The organism is Sanguibacter inulinus, from assembly GCF_013415325.1.
GTDB classification, from domain to species: Bacteria; Actinomycetota; Actinomycetes; order Actinomycetales; family Cellulomonadaceae; genus Sanguibacter; species Sanguibacter inulinus.
Genome location: NZ_JACBYE010000007.1, coordinates 100,547 through 127,400, shown reverse-complemented (window position 1 = coordinate 127,400; position 26,854 = coordinate 100,547). Strand labels below are relative to the sequence as shown.

At 70.8% G+C, this 26,854-nt stretch carries 33 protein-coding genes; 14 read left to right on the top strand and 19 right to left on the bottom strand.

All coding sequences use genetic code 11. The features are described 5' to 3' along the window. The 3 genes from HZZ10_RS04970 to HZZ10_RS04960 all read left to right on the top strand — a co-directional run. Positions 1-1,584 (top strand): CotH kinase family protein (locus HZZ10_RS04970; RefSeq protein ID WP_306525925.1); only part of this gene is annotated, 1,584 nt, incomplete at its 5' end. Positions 1,585-1,677: 93 nt separating this feature from the next. Then, positions 1,678-3,186, top strand: a complete 1,509-nt coding sequence (locus HZZ10_RS04965; protein WP_308507493.1) for a malate:quinone oxidoreductase — start codon at positions 1,678-1,680, stop codon at positions 3,184-3,186. A 241-nt stretch (positions 3,187-3,427) separates the two neighbouring features. Then, the gene (locus tag HZZ10_RS04960) at positions 3,428-4,786 is read left to right on the top strand and encodes an MFS transporter (RefSeq protein WP_179912655.1); all 1,359 of its coding nucleotides are present in this window, start codon (positions 3,428-3,430) and stop codon (positions 4,784-4,786) included. A 6-nt stretch (positions 4,787-4,792) separates the two neighbouring features. On the opposite strand, the gene HZZ10_RS04955 is transcribed toward HZZ10_RS04960, so the two are convergent. Continuing rightward, positions 4,793-5,212 carry a GNAT family N-acetyltransferase gene (locus HZZ10_RS04955; RefSeq protein ID WP_179912654.1) on the bottom strand — a complete coding sequence of 140 codons (420 nt, stop codon included), beginning with the start codon at positions 5,210-5,212 and terminating at the stop codon, positions 4,793-4,795. Between the two features lie 146 nt (positions 5,213-5,358). On the opposite strand from HZZ10_RS04955, the gene HZZ10_RS04950 reads away from it, so the two are divergent. From HZZ10_RS04950 to HZZ10_RS04935, 4 genes are all read left to right on the top strand, one after another. Then, on the top strand, positions 5,359-5,820 hold the full coding sequence (locus HZZ10_RS04950) for a PadR family transcriptional regulator (protein WP_179912653.1): 462 nt from the start codon (positions 5,359-5,361) through the stop codon (positions 5,818-5,820). Then, a complete protein-coding gene (locus HZZ10_RS04945; protein WP_179912652.1) occupies positions 5,817-6,854 on the top strand; it encodes a hypothetical protein in 1,038 nt (345 codons plus the stop codon). The genes HZZ10_RS04950 and HZZ10_RS04945 overlap by 4 nt, the downstream gene beginning before the upstream one ends. A 121-nt stretch (positions 6,855-6,975) precedes the next feature. Beyond that, a complete protein-coding gene (locus tag HZZ10_RS04940) occupies positions 6,976-7,968 on the top strand; it encodes an aldo/keto reductase (protein ID WP_179912651.1) in 993 nt (330 codons plus the stop codon). A gap of 90 nt (positions 7,969-8,058) precedes the next feature. After that, complete coding sequence (locus tag HZZ10_RS04935; RefSeq protein WP_179912650.1) at positions 8,059-8,289, top strand: hypothetical protein; 231 nt, start codon at positions 8,059-8,061, stop codon at positions 8,287-8,289. Positions 8,290-8,330: 41 nt separating this feature from the next. Here the strand turns inward: HZZ10_RS04935 and HZZ10_RS04930 are convergent, their stop codons facing one another. Next, positions 8,331-8,648, bottom strand: coding sequence for a DUF2277 domain-containing protein (locus tag HZZ10_RS04930; RefSeq protein ID WP_179912649.1), 318 nt, complete (start codon positions 8,646-8,648; stop codon positions 8,331-8,333). A gap of 149 nt (positions 8,649-8,797) precedes the next feature. Continuing rightward, complete coding sequence (locus HZZ10_RS04925) at positions 8,798-9,406, bottom strand: thymidine kinase (protein ID WP_056131489.1); 609 nt, start codon at positions 9,404-9,406, stop codon at positions 8,798-8,800. A 353-nt stretch (positions 9,407-9,759) separates the two neighbouring features. Here HZZ10_RS04925 and HZZ10_RS04920 point away from each other — a divergent pair, with 353 nt between their 5' ends. Beyond that, positions 9,760-9,963, top strand: a complete 204-nt coding sequence (locus tag HZZ10_RS04920; protein ID WP_179912648.1) for a hypothetical protein — start codon at positions 9,760-9,762, stop codon at positions 9,961-9,963. Positions 9,964-9,967: 4 nt separating this feature from the next. On the opposite strand, the gene HZZ10_RS04915 is transcribed toward HZZ10_RS04920, so the two are convergent. The 12 genes from HZZ10_RS04915 to idi form a co-directional block, all read right to left on the bottom strand. Beyond that, entirely contained in the window at positions 9,968-10,207 is a 240-nt protein-coding gene (locus HZZ10_RS04915; RefSeq protein WP_179912647.1) for a hypothetical protein, read from the bottom strand. 92 nt (positions 10,208-10,299) lie between these two features. Next, the gene (locus HZZ10_RS04910) at positions 10,300-11,340 is read right to left on the bottom strand and encodes an ABC transporter ATP-binding protein (RefSeq protein ID WP_179912646.1); all 1,041 of its coding nucleotides are present in this window, start codon (positions 11,338-11,340) and stop codon (positions 10,300-10,302) included. After that, positions 11,337-12,137: an ABC transporter permease gene (locus HZZ10_RS04905; RefSeq protein ID WP_179912645.1), complete on the bottom strand. Its 801-nt coding sequence runs from the start codon at positions 12,135-12,137 to the stop codon at positions 11,337-11,339. The genes HZZ10_RS04910 and HZZ10_RS04905 overlap by 4 nt, the downstream gene beginning before the upstream one ends. Further along, entirely contained in the window at positions 12,130-12,933 is an 804-nt protein-coding gene (locus tag HZZ10_RS04900) for an ABC transporter permease (protein ID WP_179912644.1), read from the bottom strand. Before HZZ10_RS04900 ends, HZZ10_RS04905 begins: the two co-directional genes overlap by 8 nt. Positions 12,934-12,983: 50 nt before the next feature. Further along, a complete protein-coding gene (locus HZZ10_RS04895) occupies positions 12,984-13,619 on the bottom strand; it encodes a trimeric intracellular cation channel family protein (RefSeq protein ID WP_056131456.1) in 636 nt (211 codons plus the stop codon). Between the two features lie 10 nt (positions 13,620-13,629). Further along, on the bottom strand, positions 13,630-14,577 hold the full coding sequence (locus HZZ10_RS04890; protein WP_308507492.1) for a prenyltransferase: 948 nt from the start codon (positions 14,575-14,577) through the stop codon (positions 13,630-13,632). Then, entirely contained in the window at positions 14,574-14,882 is a 309-nt protein-coding gene (locus HZZ10_RS04885) for a lycopene cyclase domain-containing protein (RefSeq protein WP_056131454.1), read from the bottom strand. The genes HZZ10_RS04890 and HZZ10_RS04885 overlap by 4 nt, the downstream gene beginning before the upstream one ends. After that, positions 14,879-15,214 carry a lycopene cyclase domain-containing protein gene (locus HZZ10_RS04880; RefSeq protein WP_082543926.1) on the bottom strand — a complete coding sequence of 112 codons (336 nt, stop codon included), beginning with the start codon at positions 15,212-15,214 and terminating at the stop codon, positions 14,879-14,881. The genes HZZ10_RS04885 and HZZ10_RS04880 overlap by 4 nt, the downstream gene beginning before the upstream one ends. Next, the gene (gene crtI / locus HZZ10_RS04875; protein ID WP_179912643.1) at positions 15,211-16,809 is read right to left on the bottom strand and encodes a phytoene desaturase family protein; all 1,599 of its coding nucleotides are present in this window, start codon (positions 16,807-16,809) and stop codon (positions 15,211-15,213) included. The genes HZZ10_RS04880 and crtI overlap by 4 nt, the downstream gene beginning before the upstream one ends. After that, positions 16,806-17,705 (bottom strand): phytoene/squalene synthase family protein, encoded by a 900-nt coding sequence (locus HZZ10_RS04870; RefSeq protein WP_308507491.1) that lies wholly within the window; start codon positions 17,703-17,705, stop codon positions 16,806-16,808. The genes crtI and HZZ10_RS04870 overlap by 4 nt, the downstream gene beginning before the upstream one ends. A gap of 14 nt (positions 17,706-17,719) precedes the next feature. Further along, the gene (locus HZZ10_RS04865; RefSeq protein WP_228087067.1) at positions 17,720-18,883 is read right to left on the bottom strand and encodes a polyprenyl synthetase family protein; all 1,164 of its coding nucleotides are present in this window, start codon (positions 18,881-18,883) and stop codon (positions 17,720-17,722) included. Next, positions 18,880-19,476 (bottom strand): isopentenyl-diphosphate Delta-isomerase, encoded by a 597-nt coding sequence (idi, locus tag HZZ10_RS04860; protein ID WP_308507490.1) that lies wholly within the window; start codon positions 19,474-19,476, stop codon positions 18,880-18,882. The genes HZZ10_RS04865 and idi overlap by 4 nt, the downstream gene beginning before the upstream one ends. A gap of 92 nt (positions 19,477-19,568) precedes the next feature. Between idi and HZZ10_RS04855 the strand changes: the two genes are divergently transcribed. Further along, a complete protein-coding gene (locus tag HZZ10_RS04855; protein WP_179912642.1) occupies positions 19,569-20,132 on the top strand; it encodes a MarR family winged helix-turn-helix transcriptional regulator in 564 nt (187 codons plus the stop codon). Between the two features lie 79 nt (positions 20,133-20,211). Next, on the top strand, positions 20,212-20,847 hold the full coding sequence (locus HZZ10_RS04850) for an alpha/beta hydrolase (protein WP_179912641.1): 636 nt from the start codon (positions 20,212-20,214) through the stop codon (positions 20,845-20,847). 88 nt (positions 20,848-20,935) lie between these two features. Here the strand turns inward: HZZ10_RS04850 and HZZ10_RS04845 are convergent, their stop codons facing one another. Continuing rightward, positions 20,936-21,319, bottom strand: coding sequence for a hypothetical protein (locus HZZ10_RS04845; RefSeq protein WP_179912640.1), 384 nt, complete (start codon positions 21,317-21,319; stop codon positions 20,936-20,938). 61 nt (positions 21,320-21,380) lie between these two features. After that, a complete protein-coding gene (locus HZZ10_RS04840) occupies positions 21,381-22,019 on the bottom strand; it encodes a CYTH domain-containing protein (RefSeq protein WP_179912639.1) in 639 nt (212 codons plus the stop codon). 226 nt (positions 22,020-22,245) lie between these two features. Here HZZ10_RS04840 and HZZ10_RS04835 point away from each other — a divergent pair, with 226 nt between their 5' ends. Next, entirely contained in the window at positions 22,246-22,665 is a 420-nt protein-coding gene (locus HZZ10_RS04835) for a pilus assembly protein CpaE (RefSeq protein WP_179912638.1), read from the top strand. 8 nt (positions 22,666-22,673) lie between these two features. Here the strand turns inward: HZZ10_RS04835 and HZZ10_RS04830 are convergent, their stop codons facing one another. Beyond that, positions 22,674-23,426: a helix-turn-helix domain-containing protein gene (locus HZZ10_RS04830; protein WP_179912637.1), complete on the bottom strand. Its 753-nt coding sequence runs from the start codon at positions 23,424-23,426 to the stop codon at positions 22,674-22,676. Positions 23,427-23,607: 181 nt separating this feature from the next. Between HZZ10_RS04830 and HZZ10_RS04825 the strand changes: the two genes are divergently transcribed. Genes HZZ10_RS04825 through HZZ10_RS04815 form a run of 3 tightly spaced genes read left to right on the top strand, consistent with a single transcriptional unit; the run spans position 23,608 to position 26,177 of the window. Further along, positions 23,608-24,651 carry a hypothetical protein gene (locus HZZ10_RS04825; RefSeq protein ID WP_179912636.1) on the top strand — a complete coding sequence of 348 codons (1,044 nt, stop codon included), beginning with the start codon at positions 23,608-23,610 and terminating at the stop codon, positions 24,649-24,651. Further along, positions 24,648-25,364 carry a class I SAM-dependent methyltransferase gene (locus tag HZZ10_RS04820; RefSeq protein WP_179912635.1) on the top strand — a complete coding sequence of 239 codons (717 nt, stop codon included), beginning with the start codon at positions 24,648-24,650 and terminating at the stop codon, positions 25,362-25,364. Before HZZ10_RS04825 ends, HZZ10_RS04820 begins: the two co-directional genes overlap by 4 nt. Before the next feature lie 3 nt (positions 25,365-25,367). Further along, positions 25,368-26,177, top strand: coding sequence for an isocitrate lyase/PEP mutase family protein (locus tag HZZ10_RS04815; protein ID WP_179912634.1), 810 nt, complete (start codon positions 25,368-25,370; stop codon positions 26,175-26,177). 48 nt (positions 26,178-26,225) lie between these two features. Here the strand turns inward: HZZ10_RS04815 and HZZ10_RS04810 are convergent, their stop codons facing one another. Beyond that, positions 26,226-26,627: a DUF1304 domain-containing protein gene (locus tag HZZ10_RS04810; protein WP_179912633.1), complete on the bottom strand. Its 402-nt coding sequence runs from the start codon at positions 26,625-26,627 to the stop codon at positions 26,226-26,228. Positions 26,628-26,854 lie beyond the last annotated feature (227 nt).

Sequence of the window (26,854 nt, the reverse complement as noted above, 5' to 3'; positions counted from 1 at the left end):
CGCCCACCCCGAGGGCCCCGCCGACGGCGGGGCCCTCTCGTCTGCACAGCCTGCGCACAGCCCACGCTGACGGTCCGCGAAGGCGCAGGCGGTGAGGTGGTGCCCTTCCCAGACCGCTCCGCAGAAGGGCACCAGATGTCGACCGACCTGTCACGCACGTCCACCCGCACCCGCAGCCGCACTGTTCGCCGCTTCACGTCGCTCGCCGTGGGGTCCGTCCTGGCCTTCGGGTCTCTCTCCGCGTGCAGCAGCGACGACTCCGCGAGCGCTACCTCGGGCACGGGGACCGAGTCCACGGGGACGTGGGGCGACTCCTCCGTGCGCACGGCGAGCGACGTGGAGGGCACGGTCTGGGACTCGACGTCTGTGCACACCATCTCGGTCGAGGTCGACGAGGAGGAGCTCGCGGCGATGATCGCGACCTACTCCGCCGAGGACAGCAAAGAGTGGTTGACCGCCACGGTGACCATCGACGGCGAGACCTTCGAGGACGTCGGCCTGCGCCTCAAGGGCAACTCGTCTCTGCGTGCGGTCAGCACAGACACCCCTGCCCAGGACGTCCCGTGGCTCATCCGGCTCGACAAGTTCGTCGACGGGCAGGACCTCGACGGGACGACAGACTTCGTCGTGAGGTCCAGCACGTCCGAGACGTCGCTCAACGAGGCCGTGGCCCTCGAGATGCTCGGCGCTGCGGGGCTCGCGACCGAGGAGGCCATCGCGACGCGCTTCTCGGTGAACGGCTCCGACGAGACCCTGCGCCTGGTGGTCGAAGACCCGGACGACGCGTGGGACGCGGCGTCTTTCGACACCAACGGCATCCTCTACAAGGCGCAGTCTGGCGGGGACTACAGCTATCGCGGCGACGACCCTGAGTCCTACGCGGACGTGTTCAGCCAGAAGAGCCCCTCGGGCGAGGACGACCTCACGCCGCTGATCGACTTCCTCCAGTTCCTCGACGAGTCGGACGACGAGACCTTCGCGGCAGAGCTCAGCGACCACCTGGACGTCGACGCCTTCGCGACGTACCTCGCGATGCAGGACATCGTCGGGAACGTCGACGACATCGACGGTCCGGGCAACAACTCCTTCCTGCGGTACGACTCCGAGACGGGTGCGTTCACCGTGGTGAGCTGGGACCTCAACCTGGCTTTCGGGCAGATGAACGGGGTGGGCGGCGCTCAGCCCGGCGCAGAGATGCCTGAGGGCTTCACACCTCCCGACGGTGCCGAGCTGCCCGAGGGCTTCACACCTCCCGACGGCGCGGAGCTGCCTGGAGGCGTGACGCCGCCGGACGGCGCCGCCGGCGGGCAGCGCCCCGACGGCGGGCAGCGCCCCGACGGCGGGATGGGTGGCGGGATGGGAGGTGACAATGTCCTCGTGACCCGCTTCCTCGCGGACGAGGACTTCGCAGCGCTCGTCGACCAGGCGACGGCTGACCTCACGTCGTCCCTGGTCACGGACGGGACGGCCCAGGAGATCCTCGACCGGTGGACCACGCTGCTCACCGACGAGGCCAGCGACCTGGTCGACCAGGCCACCATCACGTCGGAGTCGGAGAGCATCACGAAGGCCCTGACGTCATAGGACTTCCGACCCTTGATCACGGCCCTCGGAGCATCTTGCGAGGGCCGTGATCTTCATCACTCGACCCCTGCTCTCAGCGCGCAGAGTCTTAGCATCGAAGCCGTGGCAGACAGCACAGCAACCCCCAGCACCCCGGTCGACGTCGTCCTCGTGGGTGGCGGAATCATGAGCGCGACGCTCGGTTCCATCATCCGGCTGGTCGAGCCCACCTGGTCCATCCGCATCTACGAACGCCTCGACGCCGTGGCGCAAGAGAGCTCCAACGCGTGGAACAACGCCGGCACCGGGCACGCCGCCCTCTGCGAGCTGAACTACACGCCCGAGAAGGCCGACGGCTCGATCGACATCACCAAGGCCGTCGCGATCAACGAGCAGTTCCAGACCTCGCGTGAGTTCTGGCAGCACCTGGTCTCCGCCGACCTGCTGCCCGAGCCCGAGGGCTTCATCGCCTCGACGCCGCACATGACCTTCGTCCGCGGCGCGGCGAACGTCGACTACCTGCGACGCCGGCACGCTGCGCTCGTGGTGCACCCGCTGTTCAGCGACCTCGAGTTCACCGACGACCCGGCTGTCGTCGGCGAGTGGGCGCCGCTGCTCGTCGCCGAGCGGTCGGCCGACGAGCCGATCGCCGCGACCCGCTCGACCTCGGGCACCGACGTCAACTTCGGGGCGCTCACCCGCAAGCTCACCGACTACCTCGAGTCGACGGGTGCAGAGCTGCACCTCCAGCACGAGATCACGTCGCTGCGCCAGCGCAAGGACGGCACCTGGCGCCTCAAGGTCGCCGACCGCACCTGGAACGCGGCCGAGCGCCGCAGCACCGTCGACGCGAAGTTCGTGTTCATCGGCGCCGGCGGAGGCGCGCTGCCGCTGCTGCAGAAGGCCGGGATCCCCGAGGCCAAGGGCTACGGCGGCTTCCCGATCAGCGGGCTCTTCCTGCGCACGACCAACCCCGAGCTCGTGGCCCAGCACCAGGCCAAGGTCTACGGCAAGGCCGATGTCGGCTCCCCGCCCATGTCGGTGCCGCACCTGGACACGCGCGTCGTCGACGGCGAGACCTCGCTGCTCTTCGGCCCGTACGCGGGCTTCAGCACGAAGTTCCTCAAGAAGGGCTCGCTGCTCGACCTCTTCATGTCGATCCGTCCGAGCAACATCGTCACGATGCTCGCGGTCGCCAAGGACAACATGGACCTCACGAAGTACCTCATCAGCGAGGTGACGAAGTCCCGCTGGAACAAGTTCAAGACGCTGCGCGACTTCATGCCGACGGCCGACCCGAAGGACTGGGAGTTCATCACCGCCGGGCAGCGCGTCCAGGTGATGAAGAGCCACCCCGAGAAGCACGGTGTGCTCGAGTTCGGCACCGAGCTCATCACCGCAGCCGACGGGACCATCGCCGGTCTGCTCGGTGCCTCGCCGGGCGCGTCGACGGCTGTCCCGGCGATGGTCGACCTCCTCGAGCGCTGCTTCCCGCAGCAGTTCCCGGCCTGGCACCGCGAGCTCGCCACCATGATGCCGAGCCTGGCACCCCAGGAGTGGAGCTCCGAAGAGGCCTTCGCCGAGCTCGAGGCCGACGACGCGGACTTCCAGAAGACAGCCTGAGCACCACCTGACCAGGGGGACCGCTGCGCACGAGCAGCGGTCCCTCTGCGCGTGATGCACCGCTGCCGGCCGCACGGTGACAGGTCTCACCCTGCGCCCGCGGGACCTGCGCTGCTATGATGTTCTGCGGTGCGAACGGTCCTGCGTGGGCCGCACCAGAGCCGTCACAGGCTCGAGACGTACCGATGTGCAACTACCTGCTGACAGAGCAAGGCGGCACCCAGCTGCCGCGGAGGCTCTCTTGGCACAGCAGACATCACCCCTCACCCTGATCCAGCACACCGGCCGGTGGTACTTCCCGCTCGCCTTCGTCGCCAGGCTCCCCTTCGCCATGATGGTCGTCGGAGTCCTCACGCTCGTCACCGAGGTGCACGGATCAGTCGCCCTGGGTGGTCTCGCCTCGGCTGCCGTGGGCATCGGCGTGGTGATCGCCGGTCCCTTCATCGGCGACGCGGTCGACAAGTTCGGGCAGCGCACAGTCCTCGTCCCCGTCGGGCTGGTCAACGGCCTGCTGCTCGCAGCCTTCCCGCTGGTCGTCTTCGCCGGCGCCTCGACGGGCATCGTGCTCGGCCTCGCCGCACTCATCGGGCTGAGCGCCCCGCAGGCCGCCGCGATGAGCCGCAGCCGCGTCATCGCGATCATCCGCGACCGCCTGCTCCCCCAGCAGCGCCAGCGCACCTACTCCCGCGCGATGTCCTACGAGTCGGCAGCCGACGAGACGGCCTTCGTCATCGGGCCGTTCCTCGTCGGGATCTTCGCGTCCTTCCTCGCCCCCTGGGCACCTGTCGCGATCGCCGCCGCCCTGAGCCTCGTCTTCGTCACCGCCTTCGCCCTCCACCCGACGGCGCGTGCCACCAGCTCGGAGGCCGAGGAGGCCGTCGAGCGCGCCCCCTTCACCGCCGTGCTGCGCTCCCGGGTGATGGTCCTGGTCGGCGGGACCTTCGCGATCGGGTTCTTCTTCGGCGCGGTCCTCACCTCGCTCACCGCCGACATGGAGGCGCAGGGCGAGGGCTCGCAGGCAGGCCTGCTCTACGGGATGCTCGGCATCGGCTCCGCAGCCCTCGCCCTGGCCGCTGCCGCCCTGCCGGAGCGCTTCTCGCAGCGGTGGCGCTGGCTCGTCTTCGCCGCGGTGATGACCGCCGGCTCGGTCGCCTACGCGACCGCCGACAGCCGCTCCGCGACCGTCGTCGCGCTGCTCGTCATGGGGCTGGGCGTCGGTCCTGCGCTCGTCACGATCTTCTCCCTCGCCGGGCACCGCAGCCCTGCCGGCCGCTCGACGACCACCATGACGATGCTCGCCTCCGGGCTGACCCTCGCCCAGGCTCTCGCCTCGGCGATCACCGGCGCCGTCGCCGAGCGTGTCTCGGTCGACGTCGCGCTCGTGCTCCCCGTCGCAGCCGCTGTGCTGCTCGTCGTGCTGGGTGGGCTGAACGTCGCGATCGAGCGACGTGAGCGCAGCTCCGGCGCGGCCTCGGCTGCTGGCACGGGTCTCGGGCCGGTGCCTGTGACCGACGACCGGGAGCCTGTCCTGGCCGGGGCCTCGGTCCCGGGCGCGACGGCTGCCTCCGACGCCCTCACCGACGGTGCTGGACGCTCCTGAAGCTCCTCAGCCGATCCGCCGGTGCATGGAGATCGACCCGTTGGTCGGCCTCTTGAAGCCCAGCTGCTCGTAGAGGCGCTGGCCCGGTAGGTCGGCCATGAGGGTCACGTAGGCGCCTGCCGGGGCACGGTCGCTGATCTCGTCGAGCAGGGCACTGAGGACTGCCCGCCCGAGGCCCTTCTTCTGGTGCTCGGGCAGCGTGGCCATGTCGGCGACGAGGAAGTACCAGCCGCCGTCGCCGACGACCCGCCCCATCGCGACGGTCTGCCCCGACTGCGTCTGCACGGTCCGCCAGGCCCAGCTGTTCGCCAGGGCCGGTCCGGCCTGCTCCGCGCGCTTGGGGGTCAGCCCGGACAGCTGCCGCAGGGCGAGATACTCCTCGAGCGGGGGCGGGGCTGTCGTGAGCGTGTAGGTCGAAGCATCCATCCCTGAATTCTGGCAGGAGCCGTCGACCCCTTGGTCCACCATGTCGAAGGGTCCTGCGCGGGGGCAGCACGCGCTGACGGGACAGCCCCCGTTCCTTGTCTAATTCACTAGTGGATTTCTCGACTAGTCCGTGTCACGATGAGCACATGGACGACATCGACCTCACCGGTGAGTGGCTGCGCGGGCTGCTCGGCACCTGCGCCCTCGCCGCCCTGTCGCGTGGGAGCGCCCACGGCTACGCCGTCGTGCAGCAGCTGCAGGCAGCGGGCCTCGGCCCGATCAAGGGCGGCGCGCTGTACCCGGTCCTCAACCGGCTCGAGCGCGACGGGGCCGTGACCGCCCAGTGGCGCGAGGGCGAGGGTGGACCTGGGCGGAAGGTCTTCACGCTGACCGACGCCGGGCGCCAGCACCTCGCCTCTCTCCGCGGCGCCTGGGCACCGTTCGCCGAGACCGTCGGGCTCCTGCTCGAGGAGCCTGAAGCACCTGGCGCACCTGGCACAGCCAGCGCACCTACGCCGAGGAGCGCGGCGGCCGTCGCCCCTGCGCCGACGAGCGCCGCGACCGTCGTCCCCTCGCCGACCACGACCACCTCAGGAGATCGCTCATGACCTCGACGAGCACCCGTTGGCCCACCGACGACGACCAGGCGTGGGGCGACAGGCTCCTGCTGCGCCTCGGCCTGGACAGCACCGTCCCCGCAGGCGTGGCCGACGAGGCCGTCGCCGATGCGCGAGACGCCTGCCACGAGTCCGGGCGCCCGGCCGCCGAGCTCTTCGGCGACGCCGACGCCTATGCCCGCGAGGTAGCACGCGAGCGCGTGCCGGTCGACGAGCGGGCGAGCGTCGACCTCGACGGCGGGACACCCCGCAGCCGGATGACGCACCTGCTCCTGACGGTCGGTCTGGCCGGCACCTTCCTCTGCCTCACCCTGCTGGTCACCTCCGGGTGGACGGCCGGTGTCAGTCCCGCGCACGTCGTGCTGTTCGCCGGCGTCCTGCTGTCCTGGGTCGCGGTGCTGTGGGGGTTGCTGGACCGCCGGGCCGGCCTCGTGCGCAGCGGTTGGGCCTGGTGGGCCGGGGCCGCCGTCGGGATCGCCGGATCGGCAGCCGCAGCAGTCTCGCTCAAGGACCACGAGCGGTTGTTCGAGATGCCCCTGCTGGTCCCGCTCGCCGCGTCCGTCGCACTCGTGGTCGCGGCCGTGAACCGGACCCCGCCTCCTCCACCGGCGGACGCCTCGTCGGCACTGACGGCCGACGCGTGGTTCGACCGCCTGGCCGGACTCCTCCGGGGTCGCTACTACCTCCCTCGGGCGGCTGTGCGCCAGCACGTGGCCGACGCACGCGCCCACTGGCAGGACAGCGGGGCGTCGCACCCGCGGGACGAGTTCGGCGCCCCCGAGGTGTACGCCCTCGAGCTGCTCGACGGCTCCCCCGAGCCGCGACGCAACCGCCGGCTCGCGTCGGCCTGGGGCTGCACAGCCTTCGCAGGGTTCTGGACCTACAACCTCGTCATGGCGGTGGTCGACGGAGACGGCACGTGGGGAGTCGTGTGGCGGACCGCAGCCCTGCTCCTGACCGCCGGGCTGGCGGCCCAGACCTGGCGGCAGCACCTGGCGGACCGGCCAGACCCAGACCACGGCTGACGCAGAAGACGCGGCACCGGCAGGCCACCACAGGGCTCGTCACCCCGGCCGGCGCGCCTCTGCGGACCCCACCGGGCTGCGGCACCGGGCCGGGGCGCCGCGCAGCCCCTAGGCTGGGGCGATGGACACCCGATCAGCCTCACGCCTCCCGTTCCCCGTCAGCCCCGTCGGCCTCGGCTGCTGGCAGCTCGGGGGTGACTGGGGCGAGGTGACCGAAGGGTCGGCGCACGGTGTCCTGGGCGCCGCTGCCCACGCCGGTGTGACGTTCTTCGACACCGCAGACGTCTACGGCGACGGCCGCAGCGAACGGCTCGTCGGGTCCTTCCTCGACGCCCGCGGGGTCGACGACGTCCGCGTCGCGACCAAGATGGGACGCCGTGCCGACCCGCACGACGCCTCCGCCTACACCCTCGACGCCTTCCGCGACTGGACCGACCGGAGCCGCCGCAACCTGGGCGTCGACACCCTCGACCTCGTCCAGCTGCACTGCCCGCCGACGGAGGTGTTCTCCTCCGACGCCGTCTACGACGCGCTCGACACCCTCGTCTCCGACGGTGCCATCCGTGCCTACGGCGTCTCGGTCGAGACCTGCGCCGAGGCCCTCACAGCGATCGCCCACCCCAACGTCGCGAGCGTGCAGATCATCCTCAACGCCTTCCGCCGCAAGCCTCTCGAAGAGGTCCTGCCTGCCGCGCGCGAGGCTGGCGTCGCGATCATCGCCCGCGTCCCGCTCGCGAGCGGCCTGCTGTCGGGCAAGTACGACGAGTCCACCACCTTCGCGGCCGACGACCACCGCACCTTCAACCGCTCGGGCGCAGCCTTCGACGTCGGCGAGACCTTCGCCGGGGTGCCCTTCGAGGTCGGTGTCGCAGCCGCTCGCGAGGTTGCGGCGCTGCTGCTCGAGGGTTCGACGGCCAGCACGTCACAGCTCGCTCTCCGGTGGATCCTGGACCAGCCCGGCGTGACGACGGTGATCCCGGGCGCGCGCAACGCCGCACAGGCGGAGTCCAACGCGGCTGCCGCCGACCTCCCGCCGCTGACCGACGAACAGCTCGCACGCTTCGAGGAGATCTACGACGCGTCGATCCGCGCGCACGTGCACGAGCGCTGGTGATGCTCGTCAGGTGACGCCCGACCGGGTGAAGGTGCAGGCCACACCGGTCCGGCACTGCCCTGGCGCGCGCCAGACCTGCACACTGGGAAGATGGCCGACGCCGAGGGTTTCGAGTACACCGTGCGGGGTGATGCGCTCGTCGTCATCACCCACCACGGACGCGCTGCGGCGCGCCTTCGCGGCGACGCCGCCCGCGCGTTCCTGAGCGAGCTCGAGACGTCTGACCCTCAGCTGCTCATGGCCAGGGCGACCGGCAGCTACAAGCGGGGCAACGAGCGCGCCGCGAAGATGCACCCGCGCAACCTCCGCAGGTTCATCTGACCTGACCTGTCGCAGGAACGTGGTCGCCGACCCGAGCAGCCTCAGGGCGCGACAGGGCTCCGGTGCTCGTGCTCGTGCTCGTGCTCGTGCTCGTGGAGATGGTCGAGCCGTGCGCGGACCTCGGGTCTGCGCAGGGGCGGGACTGTCGTCGGCGGCTGTCGGCGGGCAGGCAGCTCGTCGAGCAGACGCGCGACGATCGCCGCGATCTCGTCGACCGCCCGGTCGAGAGGTTCCGCGGTCGCCGTGCTCGGCGACTGGACCCCCGTGACCTTGCGGACGAACTGGCGGGCGGCGGCCGCGATCTCCTCGTCGGTCGCCGGTGGCTCGAGACCGCGAAGGGTCGTGATGTTCCGGCACATGGACCCACGGTAAGACTGTGACGCGGGTCACGCCAAGGTCTGTCGTCGGTCTGCTGGTCAGCGCGTCGGCGCCCCCTCAGGCCACCGGGCAGCGGCAGCACCGCTGCAGGCTGCAGGGCCGCAGACCCCTCACCCCTCGCCCGCTCCGCTCAGCGCGTGAGGTGACCGCCGCTCTCACGGAGATAGCAGGCCGCGCACAGCGACTCGTAGGCGACCTCGACCCCGTCGATGGCGACCTGCGCACCGTCGAAGATGAAGACCCCGTCGACCGAGCGCGCGTTGAAGATCGCCTTGCGACCGCAGCGGCAGATCGTCTTGAGCTCTTCGAGGCTGTGCGCGATCTCGAGGAGGCGGCGGCTGCCGGGGAAGGCAGCCGTCTGGAAGTCTGTGCGGATTCCGTAGCAGATCACCGGGATCGCATCGAGGGTCGCGATGCGCAACAGGTCGTTGACCTGCCCGGCCGAGAGGAACTGCGACTCGTCGACGAGCAGGCAGCTGACGTCACGCCCCGACTCGGTCTGCACGTGCGCGCGGTGCTGCTGGAACAGCGCGTAGGCGTCCTGCCCCTCCCCCACCATGAAGTCGACGTCCCTGTCGAAGCCGAGCCGCGACTGGATCGCCCGGCCCGCCTTGGTGTCGATACCAGGCTTCGCGAGGAGGACCTGGTGGCCACGCTCCTCGTAGTTGTACGCAGCCTGCAGCAGAGCCGTGCTCTTGCCGCTGTTCATCGCCCCGTACCTGAAGTACAGCTTTGCCATCGGGTCCCTCTCGTGAAGCGGTCGACGGACATCCCATCACATCGCGCGCCCGGGCGTCGGCGCGGCGGCCGATCGTGGGCGCGCTCCCGCCCGCGACGGGCTCTCTCGCAGGTCCCGCGCGACACGACCTGGAGACTTCGGTAACGTCGACGGCTCACGACCACTCGGGTGTGAGGACCGCTGCACCCGTCGCCTCTGACATCGCAGCGCACACGGATCCACGGGGGACCACGTCCATGAGAGCCACGGCGGCACCAAGAGCACGCTACGCTCGGCTCTCACCGCGAGCACGGCTGCAGGTCGGTGCCTCGCTGCTCACCACGGGCGTCGTTCTCGCTGCCCTGCACCTGGTCGTGGACGGACCGTTCGTCGTCGCCGTGCTGGGGCTGCTCTGCATCGCGTCCGGGGGCTCGATGATCGGGACGCAGCTCCAGCGCCGCAGCGTGGAGCGGGACCGCCTGGCACGAGAACGGCGGATCGCGGTGCAGCGCCGCCCGTGGCCCGGCACCGACGGAGGATCGGGCGAGGACCCAGGACCGCGCGACGACCAGGGCTGAGCCCTCAGGCCGCGATCCCTGGCAGCACAGCCACCCCGGCCGAGGCGACGAGCGCGAAGGCCGCGAGCACGATGGTGCGGAACCCCTCCCCCTCGACGTCGAGCCGCTCACGGTCAGGGCTCTGCTGGTCGAAGTCGGCGCGACCCGCGCGCGACATGAGCCGCACCCCCTTGATCGAGAGCACGACGGCCACAGCGAGCAGCACGGCGGCACCGATCCAGCGGAAGGCCTCGGCGAGCTCCACGGGTCTCCATCCGTCGGGTGGGGCGGTGCGGGTCCGTCCAGGATGGCCCGAGGTCCGTCAGGGTGCAACAGCCGTCCCCCGGACACCCTCGGTCACTGCGACAGGTACAGCCTCCGCACCACGTCCTCGATGTCCGGCTCCTCGATCGCGACGTCGCGCACGGTCGCCCGCGCCGCGACTGCCGCGATGACCTCGGCGGCCGTCGTCAGCCCTGGCGTGAAGGCGAGCCGCTGACGCAGGCCAGCCGCCTCGACCGCCACGAGCTCGGTCCCTGGGATCCCGTGCAAGTCAGGCACCCCGGCAGCTCGGGCTCCAGCCTGCCCCGCACCGCCGGCACCACCACCGACCTCGGCTCCTGCTCCATGAGCACCACCGAGCAGGTCCACCACCACGACCCGCTGCGCACCGACCCTGTCCACGAGACCGGCGAGCGTCCCGTCGAAAGCCATCTGCCCGTGGTCCACGACGAGGATCCGCTCGGTGAGTCGCTGCACGTCGTCCATGTCGTGGGTGGTGAGCAGCAGCGACGTGCCGTGCGCGGCACGCTCGTCGACGAGGAACCCGCGCAGGCGCTCCTTGGACAGCACGTCGAGACCGATCGTCGGCTCGTCGAGGACCAGCAGCCGCGGCGAGTGCAGGAGCGCGGCCGCGATCTCTCCGCGGATACGTTGCCCGAGCGAGAGCTGACGGACGGGAGTGTCGAGGAACTCACCGAGGTCGAGCCTGTCGACGAGCTCGACCTGCCGCTGCGCCGCGCGGTCTGACGGCAGCCTGTGGATGGCGGCCAGCGCGCGGAAGGACTCGTGCAGGGGCAGGTCCCACCACAGCTGGGTGCGCTGACCGAAGACGACGCCGATCTCGCGGGCGAGCTCACGGCGCTGCCGGTGCGGTTCCTTGCCGCAGGTCCGCGCGGTTCCCGCCGTCGGCACGAGGATGCCTGTGAGCATCTTGATGGTCGTCGACTTGCCTGCCCCGTTCGCGCCGATGTACCCGACGGCTGCGCCCTCGGGGACGGAGAACGTGAGGTCGCGCACGGCATGGACCGTGCGGGACGTCCGGCGCAGCCGACCGGCCGGGGCGCGCACCGTGAAGTCCCTCGAGAGCCCGGCGACGTCGATGATCGGCTCGGTCATGATCCTGTCCCTGTGTAGTGGCGGAGCCCGGCCTTCCAGCCGGTGAGAGCGACGACCCAGGCGACGACAGCGGCGACCGGCGCGAACCAGCCGAGCCAGGCGGGTGTCCACGCAGGTCCTGGCTCGCCGAGCAGCAGCAGGGTCGGCAGGTATGCGGTGAAGGCGGCCGGCAGCACGAAGGTCACGGCAGCGCGCAACGGCGTGGTGAACACCGATGTGGGGTACGAGGCAGCGTTCGACCCGCCGTAGACGAAGGCGTTGGTGAACTCGGCGCCGTCGACGAGCCAGAACTGGGCCGCCGCGGCCGCGACGAAGACCGCCGCGAAGATCACCGCCCCGACCAGCGGGATCGCGACCACGAGCAGGGCAGCACCCCACCCCCAGTCGATGCTTGCCTGCGGCAGCGCGACCGCGAGGATCGCGACACCCACAGCGCAGCGCCCGAGCCTGCGCAGCTGCACGTCGCTCGTGACGAGCTGCCCGAGGACCGACAACGGTCTCAGCAAGAAGGCGTCGAGCGTCCCTGACCGCAGATAGGTGGGCAGGGCGTCGACGTGCCCGACCACGATGTCGGCGAGCGAGAAGCCTAGGTTGGCGAAAGCGAAGACGAGCGCGACACCGGCGAAGTCGAGGCCGCCGAGCTGCGTGACGTTCGTGAAGATCACGTACACCGAGAGGAACTCGAGGAGACCGACGCCCGCCGAGCCTGCGACGTCGAGCGCGAAGGACCGCCTGTAGGCGAGCTGTGACCGGATGCGCGAGGACAGGACAGCGCGGTACGGAGCGAGGTCAACCACCCTGGACCACCAGCCTGCGGACGCCACGGGCGAGCACGACACGCCCGAGCAGCAAGACCCCGAGGAACCACGCCACCTGCACCCCGATGACTCCGAGGGCCTCGACTCCCTGCACCCGTCCGGCGAGCAGGTCGACAGGCGCCTGGACCATCGAGGGGAAGGGCGAGGCCGCGGCGATCCGCGCGAGCCAGTCGGGGAACCAGTGCACTGGCACCGTGAGCCCACTGAGCGCACCGACGGCGACCATGTGCAGCGTGAGCACCCCGCGCAGCTCGACCAGCCAGAACGCCGCGAGGTTCACGAGCCAGCGGCAGGCGAAGGACACGCAGACCCCGAGCGCCAGGGCGATCAGGCCCAGGACGTAGGGCAGGACTGTCGTGGGCAGAGCCAGCCCCGTCACCAGCGCCCCGACGAGCAGCGGCGGGAGCCCGCGCGGGAGCACCTGGAAGGCAGCGCGCCCGAGGTCACCCGCGAGGTAGGTCATCTGCAGGTCGACAGGCCGCGCGAGGTCGACGGCGATGTCCCCGCTGCGGATGCGCAGCGCCAGCTCGTTCCAGGTCCACACGTTGACGGGCGTGAGGACCGCCTGGGTCAGCCAGGCGTACGTGGCCCCCTCGAGAGCCCCGTACCCGGCGAGCTCACCGCCCGCGGCTCCGATGACCGCCATCGTGATCGGCGCCCGCAGCAGCCCGAAGACCGAGTTGGTGAAGGCCCCCGCCGCGGTCGCCAGACGGTACGCCGAATAGCGCCGGAAACCGAGCGCGGCGAAGACGACGTACGTGCGGAGTGGGTTCATGAGGACCGGTCACATTACCGCACGCCGCCTGCGACGTGACGGCGCACGCTTCAGTCGCGGCTCTTCATGTCCCGGGGGCGGGGTGCGTGGAGGTCGTAGCGGACCCCGAGGAGCCGGACCGCGAAGCACACGGCGGCGGCGACCACGGTCCACGGCAGCAACGGCAGACCGCCTGCGTCGAAGGCGGCGGTCAGGCCCGCGGCGATCAGCGCGGGGACCGCGTACAAGCCCGAGTGCAGGACCGCAGGCACCTGCCGCACCATGACGTCGCGCAGCGTGCCGCCGCCCACGGCGGTCACGCCGCCGAGGATGATCGCCTGCGTAGCGCCGAGTCCCCACTCGAGCCCTTTGAGGGTGCCAGTCACCGCGAAGAGGCTGAGCCCGGCGGCGTCGAGCACGTTGATGGGTGTCGCGAGCTTCTCGAGCCGCTGCCCGAGCACGAAGGCGATGAGGCCACCGAGCGCGGCGACCGCGAGATACCGGCCGTCGAGGAAGGTGGTGGGCGGCAGGTCGTCGAGCAAGATGTCACGGATGAACCCACCACCCAGGGCGGTCATCATGCCCAGGGTCACGATGCCGACGATGTCGAGCCGCGCCGTGCGGACCGCGGTCATCGCCCCGTTGATCGCGAAGGCCAGGGTCCCCAGGAGGTCGAGGGAGACCAGGGCGGTCGAGGCTGAAGGCATGGGGGCAGGTCTACCGGAGCGCGATCCAGATGAGCAACTGCGTGACGAGGAAGCCCGAGACCATGTTGAGCCAGAGGAACCTGCGCCAGCCGGCGTTCGCCCGCTCGCAGTCTGCGTCGGCCAGACGCCGGAACGGGGCGATGTTCACGAGGTAGATCACCGGCACGACGGCCGCGAGGACGCCGGGCCACCCGGCACCGATCATCAGCAGCGCCGACGCCGCGTACGCGGCCATCGCGAAGAGCACCGTGCGCGAGGCACCGAAGACTGTCCCGATCGACGCGATGTCGGCCTCGCGGTCTGCCTCGATGTCCTGCACGGCGCCGAAGGCCTGCGAGGCGACGCCCCACAGGAAGAAAGCCGCGAGGGTGAAGACCACAGGCGTCGAGAAGGACGAGCCTGCGTACACGAGCCCCACGACGGCAGGGCTGACGAAGTGGGTGCTCGACGTGAGCGAGTCGAGGACCGGCCGCTCCTTGAACCGCAGACCCGGGGCCGAGTACGCGACGACGGCGAAGACGCTCACCGCGAGAGTCACCAGGCATGCGGCCGGGCTGATCCCCTCAGGCCCGCCGAAGGTCGGCCAGGCGAAGGCCGCGGCGACGAAGAACACGAGGAAGGGCAGGTTGCTCAGCACCGCGGACCACAGCGTCACCCTGTGCATGCGGCGGTCGAGCACGATGCCCTCGACACCGCCCTTGCGGGGGTTGCGCAGGTCCGACTCGTAGTCGAACACGTCGTTGATCCCGTACATCAGCAGGTTGTACGGGATGAGGAAGTACAGCGTCCCCACGACGAAGGTCGCCGAGATGCCGCCGCCGCTCATGAGGTACGCAGCCGCGAAGGGGTAGGCCGTGTTGACCCAGCTGATAGGGCGCGAGGACCCGATCACCGAGGCGACGACAGAACCGCCCGAGCTCTGCGGGGTGTGTGCGGTGCTGCTCGTGGGGGTGCTCACCGTTCGTCCTTCCGTCCCAGCCAGGTCCACAGTGCCGGCAGCAGGAGCCCTGCGGCGATCGGCCACGCGAGATCTTCGACAGGTGTCAGCCACAGGTCGAGGCCGATCATGAGGTCCTCGTCGTAGCGGAACAGGTCCGCCATGATCATGAGCGAGTCGAAGACGACCGTCAGCACGGCGAGGACGACGACCACGAGGGCGACCGCCTGCCACCACCGGGGTCCGGCCCCGGCGCGGCGCGCGAGGACCACGGCGACGACACCGGCCACCGCGAGGAACACGAGGTTCAGCTGTGCGTAGCTCATCCGCGCACCTCCGCCCGCGGCCGGACGACGAAGCGCCGCACGATGCCGAACAGCACCATCGTGCAGTAGCAGAGGAAGGTGATGAAGACGAGCTCTTCGGGCGGGAAGTCCGGCGCGATCTCGAGGCCTGTCATCCCCGGGCTGTCACCCCTGTAGAACACCCCCGACAGGATGCCCGAGACGTCCCACAGCAGGAACATGACGATGCCCGCGCCGAGCACGATCGAGGCGCGCCGCGCGTCTGCCCAGAAGAACAGCTTCCAGCGGTAGTCCATGAGCACCATCGCACCGAGCGACAGGAGCAGCGCGCCGAGATACTCCCAGCCCGTCACAGAGGTTCCGCCAGCGGTCCCGTCGACGTGTCCCCGCGCAGGCGCTTGAGCGCGATCTCCGCGGAGATGAGGCACATCGGCAGCCCGATGCCGGGGATGGTCGTCCCGCCGGCGTAGAGCAGCCCGTCGACGAGGGCGGAGGCGTTGCTCCCGCGCAGGAAGGCGCTCTGCTTCCAGGTGTGCGCGGGGCCGAGGGCGCCGCCGGACCAGGAGTTGTAGTCCGCCACGAAGTCGGCCGGCCCGACGGTGCGCCGGACGGTCACCCGCGAGGCGAGGTCGGGGATGCCCGCCCACTCGGCGAGCTGGGCGATGGCGGCGTCTGCGGCCTTCTCGACGAGCGGGTCACCCGAGCCGTCGTCGCCGCCCCGGCCGATCGTGGGGTCCGGCGGGACAGGCACGAGGAAGAAGAGGTTCTCGGAGCCTGCGGGCGCGACGGTCGTGTCGGTCGCCGACGGGCGGCACACGTAGATCGACGCAGGGTCGGGGACGGCTGTGTGCTCGCCGAAGATGTCGTCGAAGTTCTTCTGCCAGTCGGCCGTGAAGAACAGCGAGTGGTGCGCGAGCTGAGGCAGCTCGCCCTCGACGCCGAGGTAGACCAGCACGGCACCCGGGCCGGACTCGCGCGAGTCCCACCACCGCTGCGGGTAGGTCTGCAGGTCGGGCGGAAGGAGCGTGGTCTCGGTGTGGTGCACGTCAGCACCGCTCACCACGACGTCGGCGTCGATCGTCTCGACCGACCCGTCGGCGAGGGTGTACCGGACCCCGGTCACGGCAGCACGCCGACGCCACCCAGCCGTGCGGCGACGCCCCGAGACCGCGGTCCCGAGCGGCCCCGTGACGATCTCGGTGACCCGTGCACCGGTCCGCACCTCGACCCCCTCGGCCCGGGCGAGGCGCTCGATCGCCGTGATGATCGTGGTGAAGCCGCCCTGCGGGTACTGCACGCCGTCGGCGAGGTCCAGGTGGCTCATCAGGTGGTACATGCTCGGTGCGCGGTCGGGTGAGGACCCGAGGAACACTGCCGGGTAGCCGAGGATCTGGCGCAGCGTGCGGTGCCTGAACGACTTGGCGACGAAGCCCTCGAGCGGGCGCAGCAGCAACGAGACGAGCTGTCCGGCTCGCGCGACGACGTCACGCCGGGCGAGCACGAGCTTCGACTGGAAGGACGTGTAGAGGAAGGTCTCGACGGCGATGTCGTAGGTCCGGCGCGCCGACGCGAGGTACCGGCGCAGCTGTTCCCCGGCCCCGGGCTCGATCGACTCGAAGGTCGCGACGTTCGTCTCTAGGTCAGGGCTGACGTCGACAGGCGCGTCGGCACCCTCGGCGAACACCCTGTACCCGGGGTCGAGCACCGTGAGGTCGAGCTGCTCAGCGGCGCTCGTCCCGAGCAGCCTGAAGTAGTGGTCGAAGACCTCGGGCATGAGGTACCAGGACGGTCCGGTGTCGAACCTGAAGCCGTCTTTCTCCCACGACCCCGTCCGGCCGCCGACGACGTCGTTCTTCTCGAGGACTGTCACGTCGTGCCCGTCCCGCGCGAAGAGACCGGCGGTCGCCAGCCCCGCGATCCCAGCGCCGATGACGACGACCTTGCTCATGCGATCGATCCTCTTCTCAGTGCGGCCGCGAGGATGCGGGCCTTGGTCGGCGCCGGGACGCGGACGCGTGTGCGCAGCAGCTCCGCGGCAGGGACTGCCGCGACGCGACGGTTGAGCTCGGAGAACAGGCCGTGGGCCGCGGAGACCGCGGTCCGGCTGTTCGACGGGAGCCGTGGGATCACCGTAGCGGCTCGGTCGAGGTCGGCCTGCACGTCAGCGACGAGCACGTCACGGTCCGCGTCCGAGAAGGCCGTGAGGTCGAGCCCGGGGAAGTACGTACGACCGAGGTCGTCGTGGTCGGCCGCGAGGTCCCGCAAGAAGTTGATCTTCTGGAAGGCCGCGCCGAGGCTCCGGGCACCCGGGGTGAGATCGGCGACGTCGGTCCGCCCCTCAGCCCCGAGGAACACGTCGAGGCACATGAGGCCGACCACCTCGGCCGAGCCGTAGATGTACTCGTCGAGAGACTCCGGCGTGTGGACCGAGCGGGTCAGGTCTGTGCGCATCGAGGCGAAGAAGGCCCGCACGTGGTCGCGGTCCAGACCGAAGCGCCGCGCGGTGATCGCGAAGGCGTGCACGACGAGGTTGGTGCTGTACCCCGTCTCCATCGCCTCGTAGGTCTCGCGCTCGAGGTCGTCGAGCTGCCGGGTGCTGCGGGCAGGGTCGAGGGCCGCGAGCGGGCCGTCGACGATCTCGTCGGCGAGGCGCACGAGCGCGTAGATGTTGCGGACGTGACCGCGCACAGGACGGTGCAGGAGGCGGCTCGCCCACCCGAAGGAGGTCGAGTAGCCCTCGATGACCACGGCGGCGCTCGCCTGCGCGACGGCGTCGTAGCGCGGGTCGCGGATCTCCTGCGGTTCGTCGCCGCGGCGACCTGAGGGCTGGTGCTCCCCTGTCACGGGCCGGTCCCCCGTCACGCTGCTCGGCGCGCGAGGTCGCGCGTGACGGACTCGAACCAGCCTGTGAAACCGTCGGGCAGGGAGATCTCGTCGGCGAGCCGGCGCGCCGAGGCGAGGTGCTCGGCGGCGAAGTCTTCGATGAAGGTCTTCGAGCCGGCTGCCTCGAGGGCCTCGCGGACGGCGTCGACCCCGTCGTGGGTGAGGTCGGCGTCGCCGACAAAACGGCTGATGGTCGGCCACGCGTCGGTCTGGCGGGCGTGGGCCATGAGCGGCGTGAGCTTGCCCTCGCGCAGGTCGGTCAGCGCGCTCTTGCCCGTTGTCTGCTCGTCGCCGAACACGCCGTCGAGGTCGTCGAGCAGCTGGAAGGCCGTGCCGAGCAGCCGCCCGACGTGGCTGAGCCAGTCGATCGTGCGTAGGTCGGCACCCGCGAGGACGGCGCCGGCCTGGAGCGGCAGCTCGAAGGAGTACACGGCGGTCTTGTGGGCAGCCATCGCGACGATGTCGGCGAGCCCGACAGGTGCCAGGTCGAGGCTGTAGCGGACGTCCGAGAGCTCTCCGGCGGCCGTCACGTACACGGCGTGGTCGAAGAGCCTGACGAGGTCGCGGCGGGTGCCCGACGGCGCCGCGCTGAAGGCGACGAGCCTGTGCGCGCCGGTGAGCGCGAGGTCTCCGGCGAGGATGCCTGCGGCGGCGCCGAGGTTCTCGGCGCGCGCCTCGTCGGCGCCCTCGGTGCGGGCACGCTGGGCGAAGGTCCCTGACACGTTGAGCCGCCCGCGACGGACCACGTCATGGTCGATCACGTCGTCGTGCACGACGAAGGCGGTGTGCAGCAGCTCGACCGCGGCACCGATGGTCGCAGCCAGAGCCGGGTCAGATCCTCCGAGCTGGTCGTACACGCCGGTGAGCAGCAGCGGGCGCAGGCGCTTGCCGCCCTCGGAGGCGGAGCGCAGGCTGTGCCACAGCGCCGTGTAGTCAGGGCCGTAGGCGTCGGCGTGGCTGATCGCGTCGTCGAAGAACTCGTCGAGCACGCTGTCGACGGTGACGCTCTGGGGCGCAGCGCCCTGCCCGTCCTGCGCCGTCGCGGCGTCAGGCCGCGAGGTCGGGGCAGGTCCGGCCGCCAGGGTGTCCCCCGCCGGGTGCGGACCACCCGGGTGCGGGTGGTCCGTCGTGCTGGTCATCGACGCTCCGCCCCGAGGTCGATCTCGCCGAGCTGGTTGAGCTGGCTGACCATCCACGGGCTGAAGGCCCACGGGGTCGCGGTGATGGCCGTCCCGAGGTCCTGCATGCTCGTCCACGCGAGGTCCATGACCTCGTCGGGGTTCGGCTCGCAGTCCTGCGTGGTCGTGGCGAAGAAGACCGGGCAGATCTCGTTCTCGACGACGCCCGACGCGTCGACCGCGCGGTAGCGGAAGTCGGGGAGCACCATCTCGATGCCGGACACCTCGAGGCCGAGCTCGTGCGCTGCGTGACGGCGGATCGCGTCGGTCATCTCCTCGCCGAACCGCGGGTGCCCGCAGAAGGAGTTGGTCCACACCCCTGGCCACGTGCGCTTGGCGAGCGCGCGGCGGGTGAGCAGGACCTGACCGTCCTCACGCAGCAGGTAGCACGAGAAGGCGAGGTGCAAGGGGGTGTCGAGACCGTGGACCGTGGCGCGGGGCGTGTGCCCGATGCGGCTGCCGTCCTCGGCGAGGAGGATCACGTGGTCGTCGACGGGGGCGGCGTCGGTGGCCTGGGCTGGGGCTGAACCCTGGTCGGACGTGGCTGTCGTCACGGGTGACCTCCTGGTGTCTGCGAGGACCTGTTCGGTCGGTCGGTCAAGCGTTCGCTAGCCAAACTACTTACTTCTCAAGGTAACATAATGGTGTGACCCCATCGGAGCAAACCGACGACGGCCCCGGGTACTGGTACGACAACAGTGACTCTGTGGTCGAGATCCTGCACGCGCTGAGGCGTTTCCGCCAGAGCGACCAGGGCATGCGCCGCCGGATGAGTGCCGACATGGGCATGAACGAGACCGACATGCAGGCCCTCCAGTTCGTCGTGATCTCGACCAGCAACGGAGAGCACGCGACCCCGCGCGCCCTGTCCAAGTTCCTGGGGATCTCGAGCGCGTCGACCACCAAGCTGCTCGACAGGCTGTCCGCCTCGGACTTCCTCGAGCGCCACCCCCACCCGACAGACCGCCGCGGGCTGGTGATCACCGCGACCCAGCACGCGCACGACGAGCTGCACGCCCGCATGACAGGCATGCACCGAGCGCTGCGCGAGCTCGCCGAGAAGGTACCCCCGGCCTCGCGCCGAGCCGTGGTCGACTTCCTCCTCTCGGTCTCCAGCCACCTCGAGACCGAGGGCGGGGTCAAGGCCGAACCTGGAACGGCAGGTCCGACGAGCGTCGAGGCCGTCGCGGCCCTCGGCTCGGTCGACTGACGTCGGGGCCGCTGGGGTTCTCCTCCACAGCGCCCGGACGGCTCGCGAGAGCCACCGAGACCGCAGATAGGCTGGCGGGATGACACTGAGCCTCGAGGCGTCCGCCGCCGTCTGGTCACCGTCCGCACCTGCCCGGGACGACGCTCCCCTCCTGGTCCTGCTGCACGGCTACGGCTCGCACGAGCACGATCTCGTGGGCCTCGTGCCGCACCTGCCGCGGTCTCTGCGGTCGGTCGCGGTCCGGGCGCCGCTGACCGCCGGACCTGGGTACGCCTGGGTGCCGATCGTCGACCCCGGCCGTCCCGACCCTGCTGCCACGCAGGACGCGGCAGAGGCTGTGCTGACCTGGCTCGACGAGCACGTCCCGGCCAGCACGCCAGTCGCGCTGCTCGGGTTCTCCCAGGGTGGGCTCATGGTGACGCACCTGCTGCGGAACCGTCCGGAGAGGTTCTTCGCCGGTGTCGTGCTGTCAGGGTTCACCGCTGACGTCAAGCTGCCGGGCGACGCTGCCCTCGCCGAGACCGCTCCCCCGGTGTTCTTCGGCCGCGGGGATGTCGACCCCGTCATCACGCCCGAGGCCTTCGCCCGGACGAGCGCGTGGCTGCCCGAGCACACGACGCTCACCGAGGTCGTCTACCCGGGGCTCGCGCACGGGATCTCCCAGCAGGAGCTCGCCGACGTCGCCAGGTTCCTCACCGGGGTCCTGCCAGGCTGAGCACCCGACCGACGTCAGGCCTCGCTGGTCCAATCGGCGTCAGGCCTCGCAGGTCCATCGACGTCAGGACTCGCTGGCCCGGCCGACGTCAGGCCTCGCAGGTCTTGTCGACGTAGTCGTAGACGGCGGTGCGAGCGGCCATGAACTCGTCAGCGAGCAACGCCTCGGTCGCGTCGCTGACCTTCTGCTGGTCAGTCCCGCTGGTGAAGTACTCGCCGACCTGGACGACTGTCGCCGTCATCGTGTCCCACGCGTCGGCGATCTCCTCGGGGGCGTCGACAGACTCCATCTGCTCGCCGGCACCGGTCCAGGAGGCGGCAGCCTCCTCCATCGTCTGGTCGCCGGTCTTGGAGATGTCGGTCTTGGCGTCGGTCGCGACGGTGCAGAAGTCGTCCCCGCCTGAGCATGCCGCGGGGACGAGGAGGGCTGCGCACCCGAGGAGGGCGGCTGCGGTGCGCTGCGGGAGGTTCATGGGCTCATCGTCGCCCGCCGCGACGCCATCGCGCCACGGGGAGAGGTCTCCATGCGACCCGTCAGGCGTCCGACTCCAGGGTGTTGTGCCCAAAACCCTGGAGGAACTTCGGCCCGTCGGTCGCAAGCTCGCGCTCGAAGGCGTCGGCCCACCCGCCGAAGGGCGTGTGCGACAGGGACTCGTTCGAGAACCGGCGGTCGTCGGTGACCTCCGTGACGCAGAACGACGGGATGCTGAGGTCCGTCACGGGACCTCCGCGCTCGCACTCCGCGACGATCAGCGGCCGGTTCGCGCCGCCGAACACGTCGACCACCCACCCGTCACCGCCGAGCCACAGGGCGTAGCGGTTCTTGATGATGCGCTTGCCACCCAGCCGGATCATGTCGAGGCCGACGTTGACGTCGATCTCACGCTCGGCCTCGTAACGGGTGCCGCCGTTCATCGGTCCTTTGACGGTGATGGCGCAGAACTCGAACTCGCTCGCGAAGTCGCCGAGCACCTGGAGCTCGTCCTCGGTGCCGTCGAGCGGCAGCAGGACCGTGCTCGACTGCACGCGCATCCGCATCGCGTAGCCCTCGGCCGCGAGGTAGTAGCTCTGCACGATGAGCTCCGGGTCGGGCTCGGTGAGCACAGCCGGTGGGAGCCCGTCGACGAAGAACCGCCGCTCGAACTCGAAGTCACCAAAACCGCAGTCGCTCATCGTCTCCCTCCCTCTCCGTCGTCCGTCTCTGTCATCAGTCTCGTGCGTGCAGACCGGCAGTGCGTGCAGACCCGCCGCCGGGGCTGAAGGGCGCCCGACCGGCCCGGACACGCCGGAAGCACCAGTCTGCCCCTCCCCGCCTCAGGGCACCAGGGGCTGTGGACGGCGCTCCGGGGTGCGTGGCGCCCGGGGTGCGCCCGGGGGCAAGACGCACGAGACTGGGCCGATGATCTCCACCGACCTCGCCCGCGACCTCGCACTGGCCGGTCTGCGCTGGCACCCCGCCCCCGGCGACAGGTTCACCCTCGAGGCCGAAGACCTCGACGAGGTGGTCTACACAGTCAGCGAGCTGACCATCGAGGTGCACGAGTACCCGACCGGGACGATCCTCGGCTTCAACGGCACGACCGAGTGGGCCCTCGACTCCGTCGACATGGACCAGACGCTCTGGCTGCCCTCCGAGGAACAGCTCCGGGCGCTGCTCGGCGCGACCTTCAGGTCGCTCGCCCGGACCGATTCCGACGACTACATCGTCACGATCACCCTGCACGGGGAGCCCGCCGAGTTCCGCGCCGACGCGGCACCCGACGCCTACGGGCAGGCCCTGCACTCGCTCATCTCGGCCGCCTCAGCCGTCGACGCCTGACCGGCCCGTCAGACTGCGGCGAGCGGGGGCAGCGCGACGAGCACAGGCGCGAACCAGTCTGGCGCGACGTCGACGGAGACGTCGCGGACGAGCGACACGGGGCGCTCGGGCACGAGCACGGGCCTCGACGCAGCCCCGACCACCTGGGTCACGGGGACCAGCTGCCCGGGCGCGTCGGCCCTGGAGGCGAGCACCGACACCAGCAGCCAGAAGGCTCCCGGTGGGACGTCCATGAGGATGAAATAGCCCTCGGGCCCCATGAGCGTCCCCGCCACGGGCACACCGTGCGCTGCACGCCGCCGGAACAGACCGACGTACACCGCAGGGCTGGGCCCCACGCTCGTGCGTGCGGCCGGGCTCAGGTGGACCGCTCCTGTGATCACCGTGCCGTCGGTCTGCGGGCCGCGGACGCTCACCGGGCGCGGCTGGTGGTCGGCGAGGGTGTGAGGCAGCCGACGGAAGTCCGTCGGGCTCAGGCCGACCACCTTGACGAACCGCGTGGTGAAGGTGCCGACCGAGCTGAAGCCCACGGCGTTGCAGATGTCGATCACCTTGTCCTCGCCCGCGAGCAGCATCTGCTTGGCGCGCTGGAACCTGTGGGCCGCGAGGAACTGACCGGGCGGCATGCCGACGTACCTCTCGAAGGACCTCGCGACGTGGAACGGGCTGTAGCCGACGTGGTCGGCGAGGTCGTGCAGGGTCACCGGCTCGTCGGAGTGCTCGACCAGGAAGCGTGCGGCACTGACGATCGTCAGGTACATCCGCCCACCCCGCCGAGCCGCCGGATCTGCCGTGGTGTCATGATCCCGATCATGCCCAGGTGTGCCATGGATCACAAGACCTCCATGTCCGGCCGGTACTGTGCCTTGACGCGCGCGACGCGCGTCACCCTGCTGGGGTCTCCCCCGGCAGGGCAGGGGGCGACACCGAGGAGATCGACCTGTGCCTGAGCAGCTCATGTGGGAACCCGACGTCTCGCGGGGCGAGTGGTTGCGCCCGATGGAGTCCGAGCCCTTCGCCTCGATCCTCTCGGTCGTGCCACGAGGCTTCGAGGCCTACGCACGGATCTTCCACGCGGTCGAGCGAGACCGGCCCCGCGCGACCGGGACGTGGCACGGGGTCGAGGAAGAGTCGCTCTTCGCGGGGGCCACCGACATCGAGGCTGCGCTCGAGACCGGACGCACCACGTGGGCCGAGGTCGCCGCGGCCTTCGGCACGACCATGCACAGCGAGGCGCAGTTCGCGCGGCTCGTCGGGCTCGGGAGGTGGGAGGAGTCCCAGACTGTGGCCCCCGACGGCTGGCGCTACGACATGCCCCCGGAGGGCAGCTGCGACCCTGGCTCCTTCACCGGTGCAGCACGTGTCCTCGAACGTCACACCACCACGCCGTCCGCTGGCGTCGCCGCGGTCTGGGAGGGCTGGGGTGGACTCATGAGCTCTGCGGGCTACGCCACGTACACCGCCGAGATGCCGGACCCGAGCACCGACGACCGTGGTCTCCGGTCGGCGGTCCGGTCTGCAGGCACACGACTGCGCACCACGCTGCGCCGGGCACTCACCCGGGTGAGGTGGGCGACGACGGAACGGATCGCTCTCTTCCACCGAGCCCCCGAGCCTGGCACCGGCCTGCTGTCCCGCGAGATCGCGAGCGGACCGACCTTCGCCCTGCACGGCGGCACCGGGCGCACCTACGTGCTCTTCCAGGCCGGCGCAGACGACTTCACCGAACCGGCGTGGGGCGACCGGGCTCCCTGGGTCCGCCCGGGCTGGTCGCCCCAGACGCCCAGCATGGTCTGGCCCGACGACCACGCATGGTTCCTCGCGACCGAGATCGACTGGGACTCGACCCTCGTGGCCGGCTCGGCCGGGCTGGTCCGAGAGCTGGTCGAGACACCGGGCCTCGAGGTGCTGGCCATCGACCCCGACGCCCGCCTGACCAGCGACGGCGACACGATCAACCCGGCCCCTGAGACGGAGACAGCATGAGTGCCGATGACTACGACAGGTTCGCTGACGACTACGAGGCGGAGAACGCGACGAGCCTGCTGAACGCCTACTACGAGCGCCCCGCTGTGCTGGACCTGGTGGGCGACGTGCAGGGCAAGCGCATCCTCGATGCCGGGTGCGGGTCCGGCCCGCTGGCCGCCGAGCTCGTCGCCCGTGGCGCGGACGTCACCGGCTTCGACGGGAGCCCGGCGATGATCGACCTGGCTCGCCGCAGGCTGGGTGGCACGGTCCCGCTGACCGTGCACGACCTGGCGGAGCCGTTGCCCTTCGAGGACGAGTCCTACGACGTGGTCGTCGCCTCCCTCGTGCTGCACTACCTCGAGGACTGGGGCGGGCCGCTCGCCGAGCTCCGCCGCGTCCTGCGGCCGGGCGGCCGGCTCGTCGCCTCTGTCAACCACCCGTTCGCCCAGGTGCTCAACGCCCCCGAGGACGACTACTTCAAGACCAGGCTCTACTCCGAGGACGTCGAGCTCAACGGCCAGACGACCGAGCTGACCTTCTGGCACCGCCCGCTCCGGGAGGTCGTCCGGGCAGTGACCGACGCGGGTCTCGACCTGCGCGTCCTCGACGAGCCAGGACCGTCGAAGGACACCCCGCCCGAGCTCATGCCCCCACGGATCGCGAGCGGGGAGCGGAGCGCGTTCTTCTGCTTCTTGTTCGTCGTCGCCGAGCGCCCCGGTGTGGTCCACTAGGGCATGCTCTCTCAGGTCGCCCTCGCCCGGGCCTTCGCCTCTCTCCACGTCTCCGGCTCGCCGCTCGTGCTCCCCAACGCCTGGGACGTCGCCTCGGCGCGGGTCGTCGCGGCGGCCGGAGCGGCCGCTGTCGCGACGACGAGCGCTGGGGTGGCGTGGGCGCACGGGTCGGCCGACGGCAACCGGTTGGCCAGGACGGACGCCGTCGCAGCGGTCGCCGCGATCGTCCGGGCCGTCGAGGCGCCGGTCTCGGCCGACATCGAGAACGGTCTCGGCGGTCCTGCCGAGGAGGTTGCGCAGACTGTCACCGCGGTCCTCGAGGCGGGCGCGGTGGGCGTCAACATCGAAGACTCGATGCGTCCGGTCGCCGAGCAGGTGACCCGGCTGGCTGCGGCCCGTGCGGCCGCCGAGGACGCGGGTAACCCGCTGTTCGTCAACGCCCGGATCGACACGCACCGGCTCGGCGGCGTGGGCAGTCTCGCCTGGTTCGACGAGACGCTCGACAGGGCGCTCGCCTACGCCGAGGCAGGAGCGAGCGGCATCTTCGTGCTCGGCGCGCTCCAGCCCGACGTGGTCCGGGCCCTCGTCGCCGCGTCACCGGTCCCGGTCAACGTCGCGTTCGGCCCCGGCACGCTCTCCGTCGGGGAGCTCGCTGCGGCCGGCGCGCACAGGATCAGCGCCGGGTCGTCGATCGCCGAGGCCGCGTACAGCCTGGTCGGCGAGATGGCCGCGACCATGCTGGGAGACGCCTCGGCGGCTCCCGGGCCTGCCCCGACGCTGGGGTGGTCGGCGCTCAACGCGCTCGCCGAGTAGCCCAAGGTCGGCCCCGCCAGCCGTGCTCGGCAGGCCGCCGAGGGCAGCTCAGCCGAGGAGGAGCGCCAGGACGATCGCGATGAGCGGGAAGAAGCCCTGGACGGACCCGGCGCGGAGCTTGGTGCTGTCGCTCGTGACGAGCACGAGGGCTGCGGCGACCATCGACCCTGTCGCGAAGAGCAGGATCGACGAGCCTGCCACGGCGGCGGAGCCGTCGGCTCCGAGCGCGAGAACCGCCCCGCCGATCGCCCCGACAGCCAGGAACAGGTTGTACCAGCCCTGGTTGTACGCCATGGAGCGGGTCGCGAGCGCCTCGTCCTCAGAGGTGCCGAAGGTGCGCCGGGTAGCGGGCGCGGTCCAGCGCAGGCTCTCGAGCACGAAGATGTAGACGTGCACGAGCCCAGCCAGGACGGCGAAGGCTGCGGCGGCGACAGGAAGGTTCTCGAGCACTGTGGTTCTCTCGTCTGGAGGGTGGCCCGCCCCGGAGAGGCGGACGGCTCGCGTGGGTCACGGCCGTGCGGCGGCGCCGCTGCGCCCAGGGTACGCCGGGTCCACGCTGCCGCGCGGACTCCCCCGCACCCTCGTGGCGACGACGGTCAGGCCGCGCACCTCCCCTCGCGAGACCTTCCCTCGGCTGGACTGCGGTCGCTAGATTGCGTGAGTACGCGGCCGCCGTC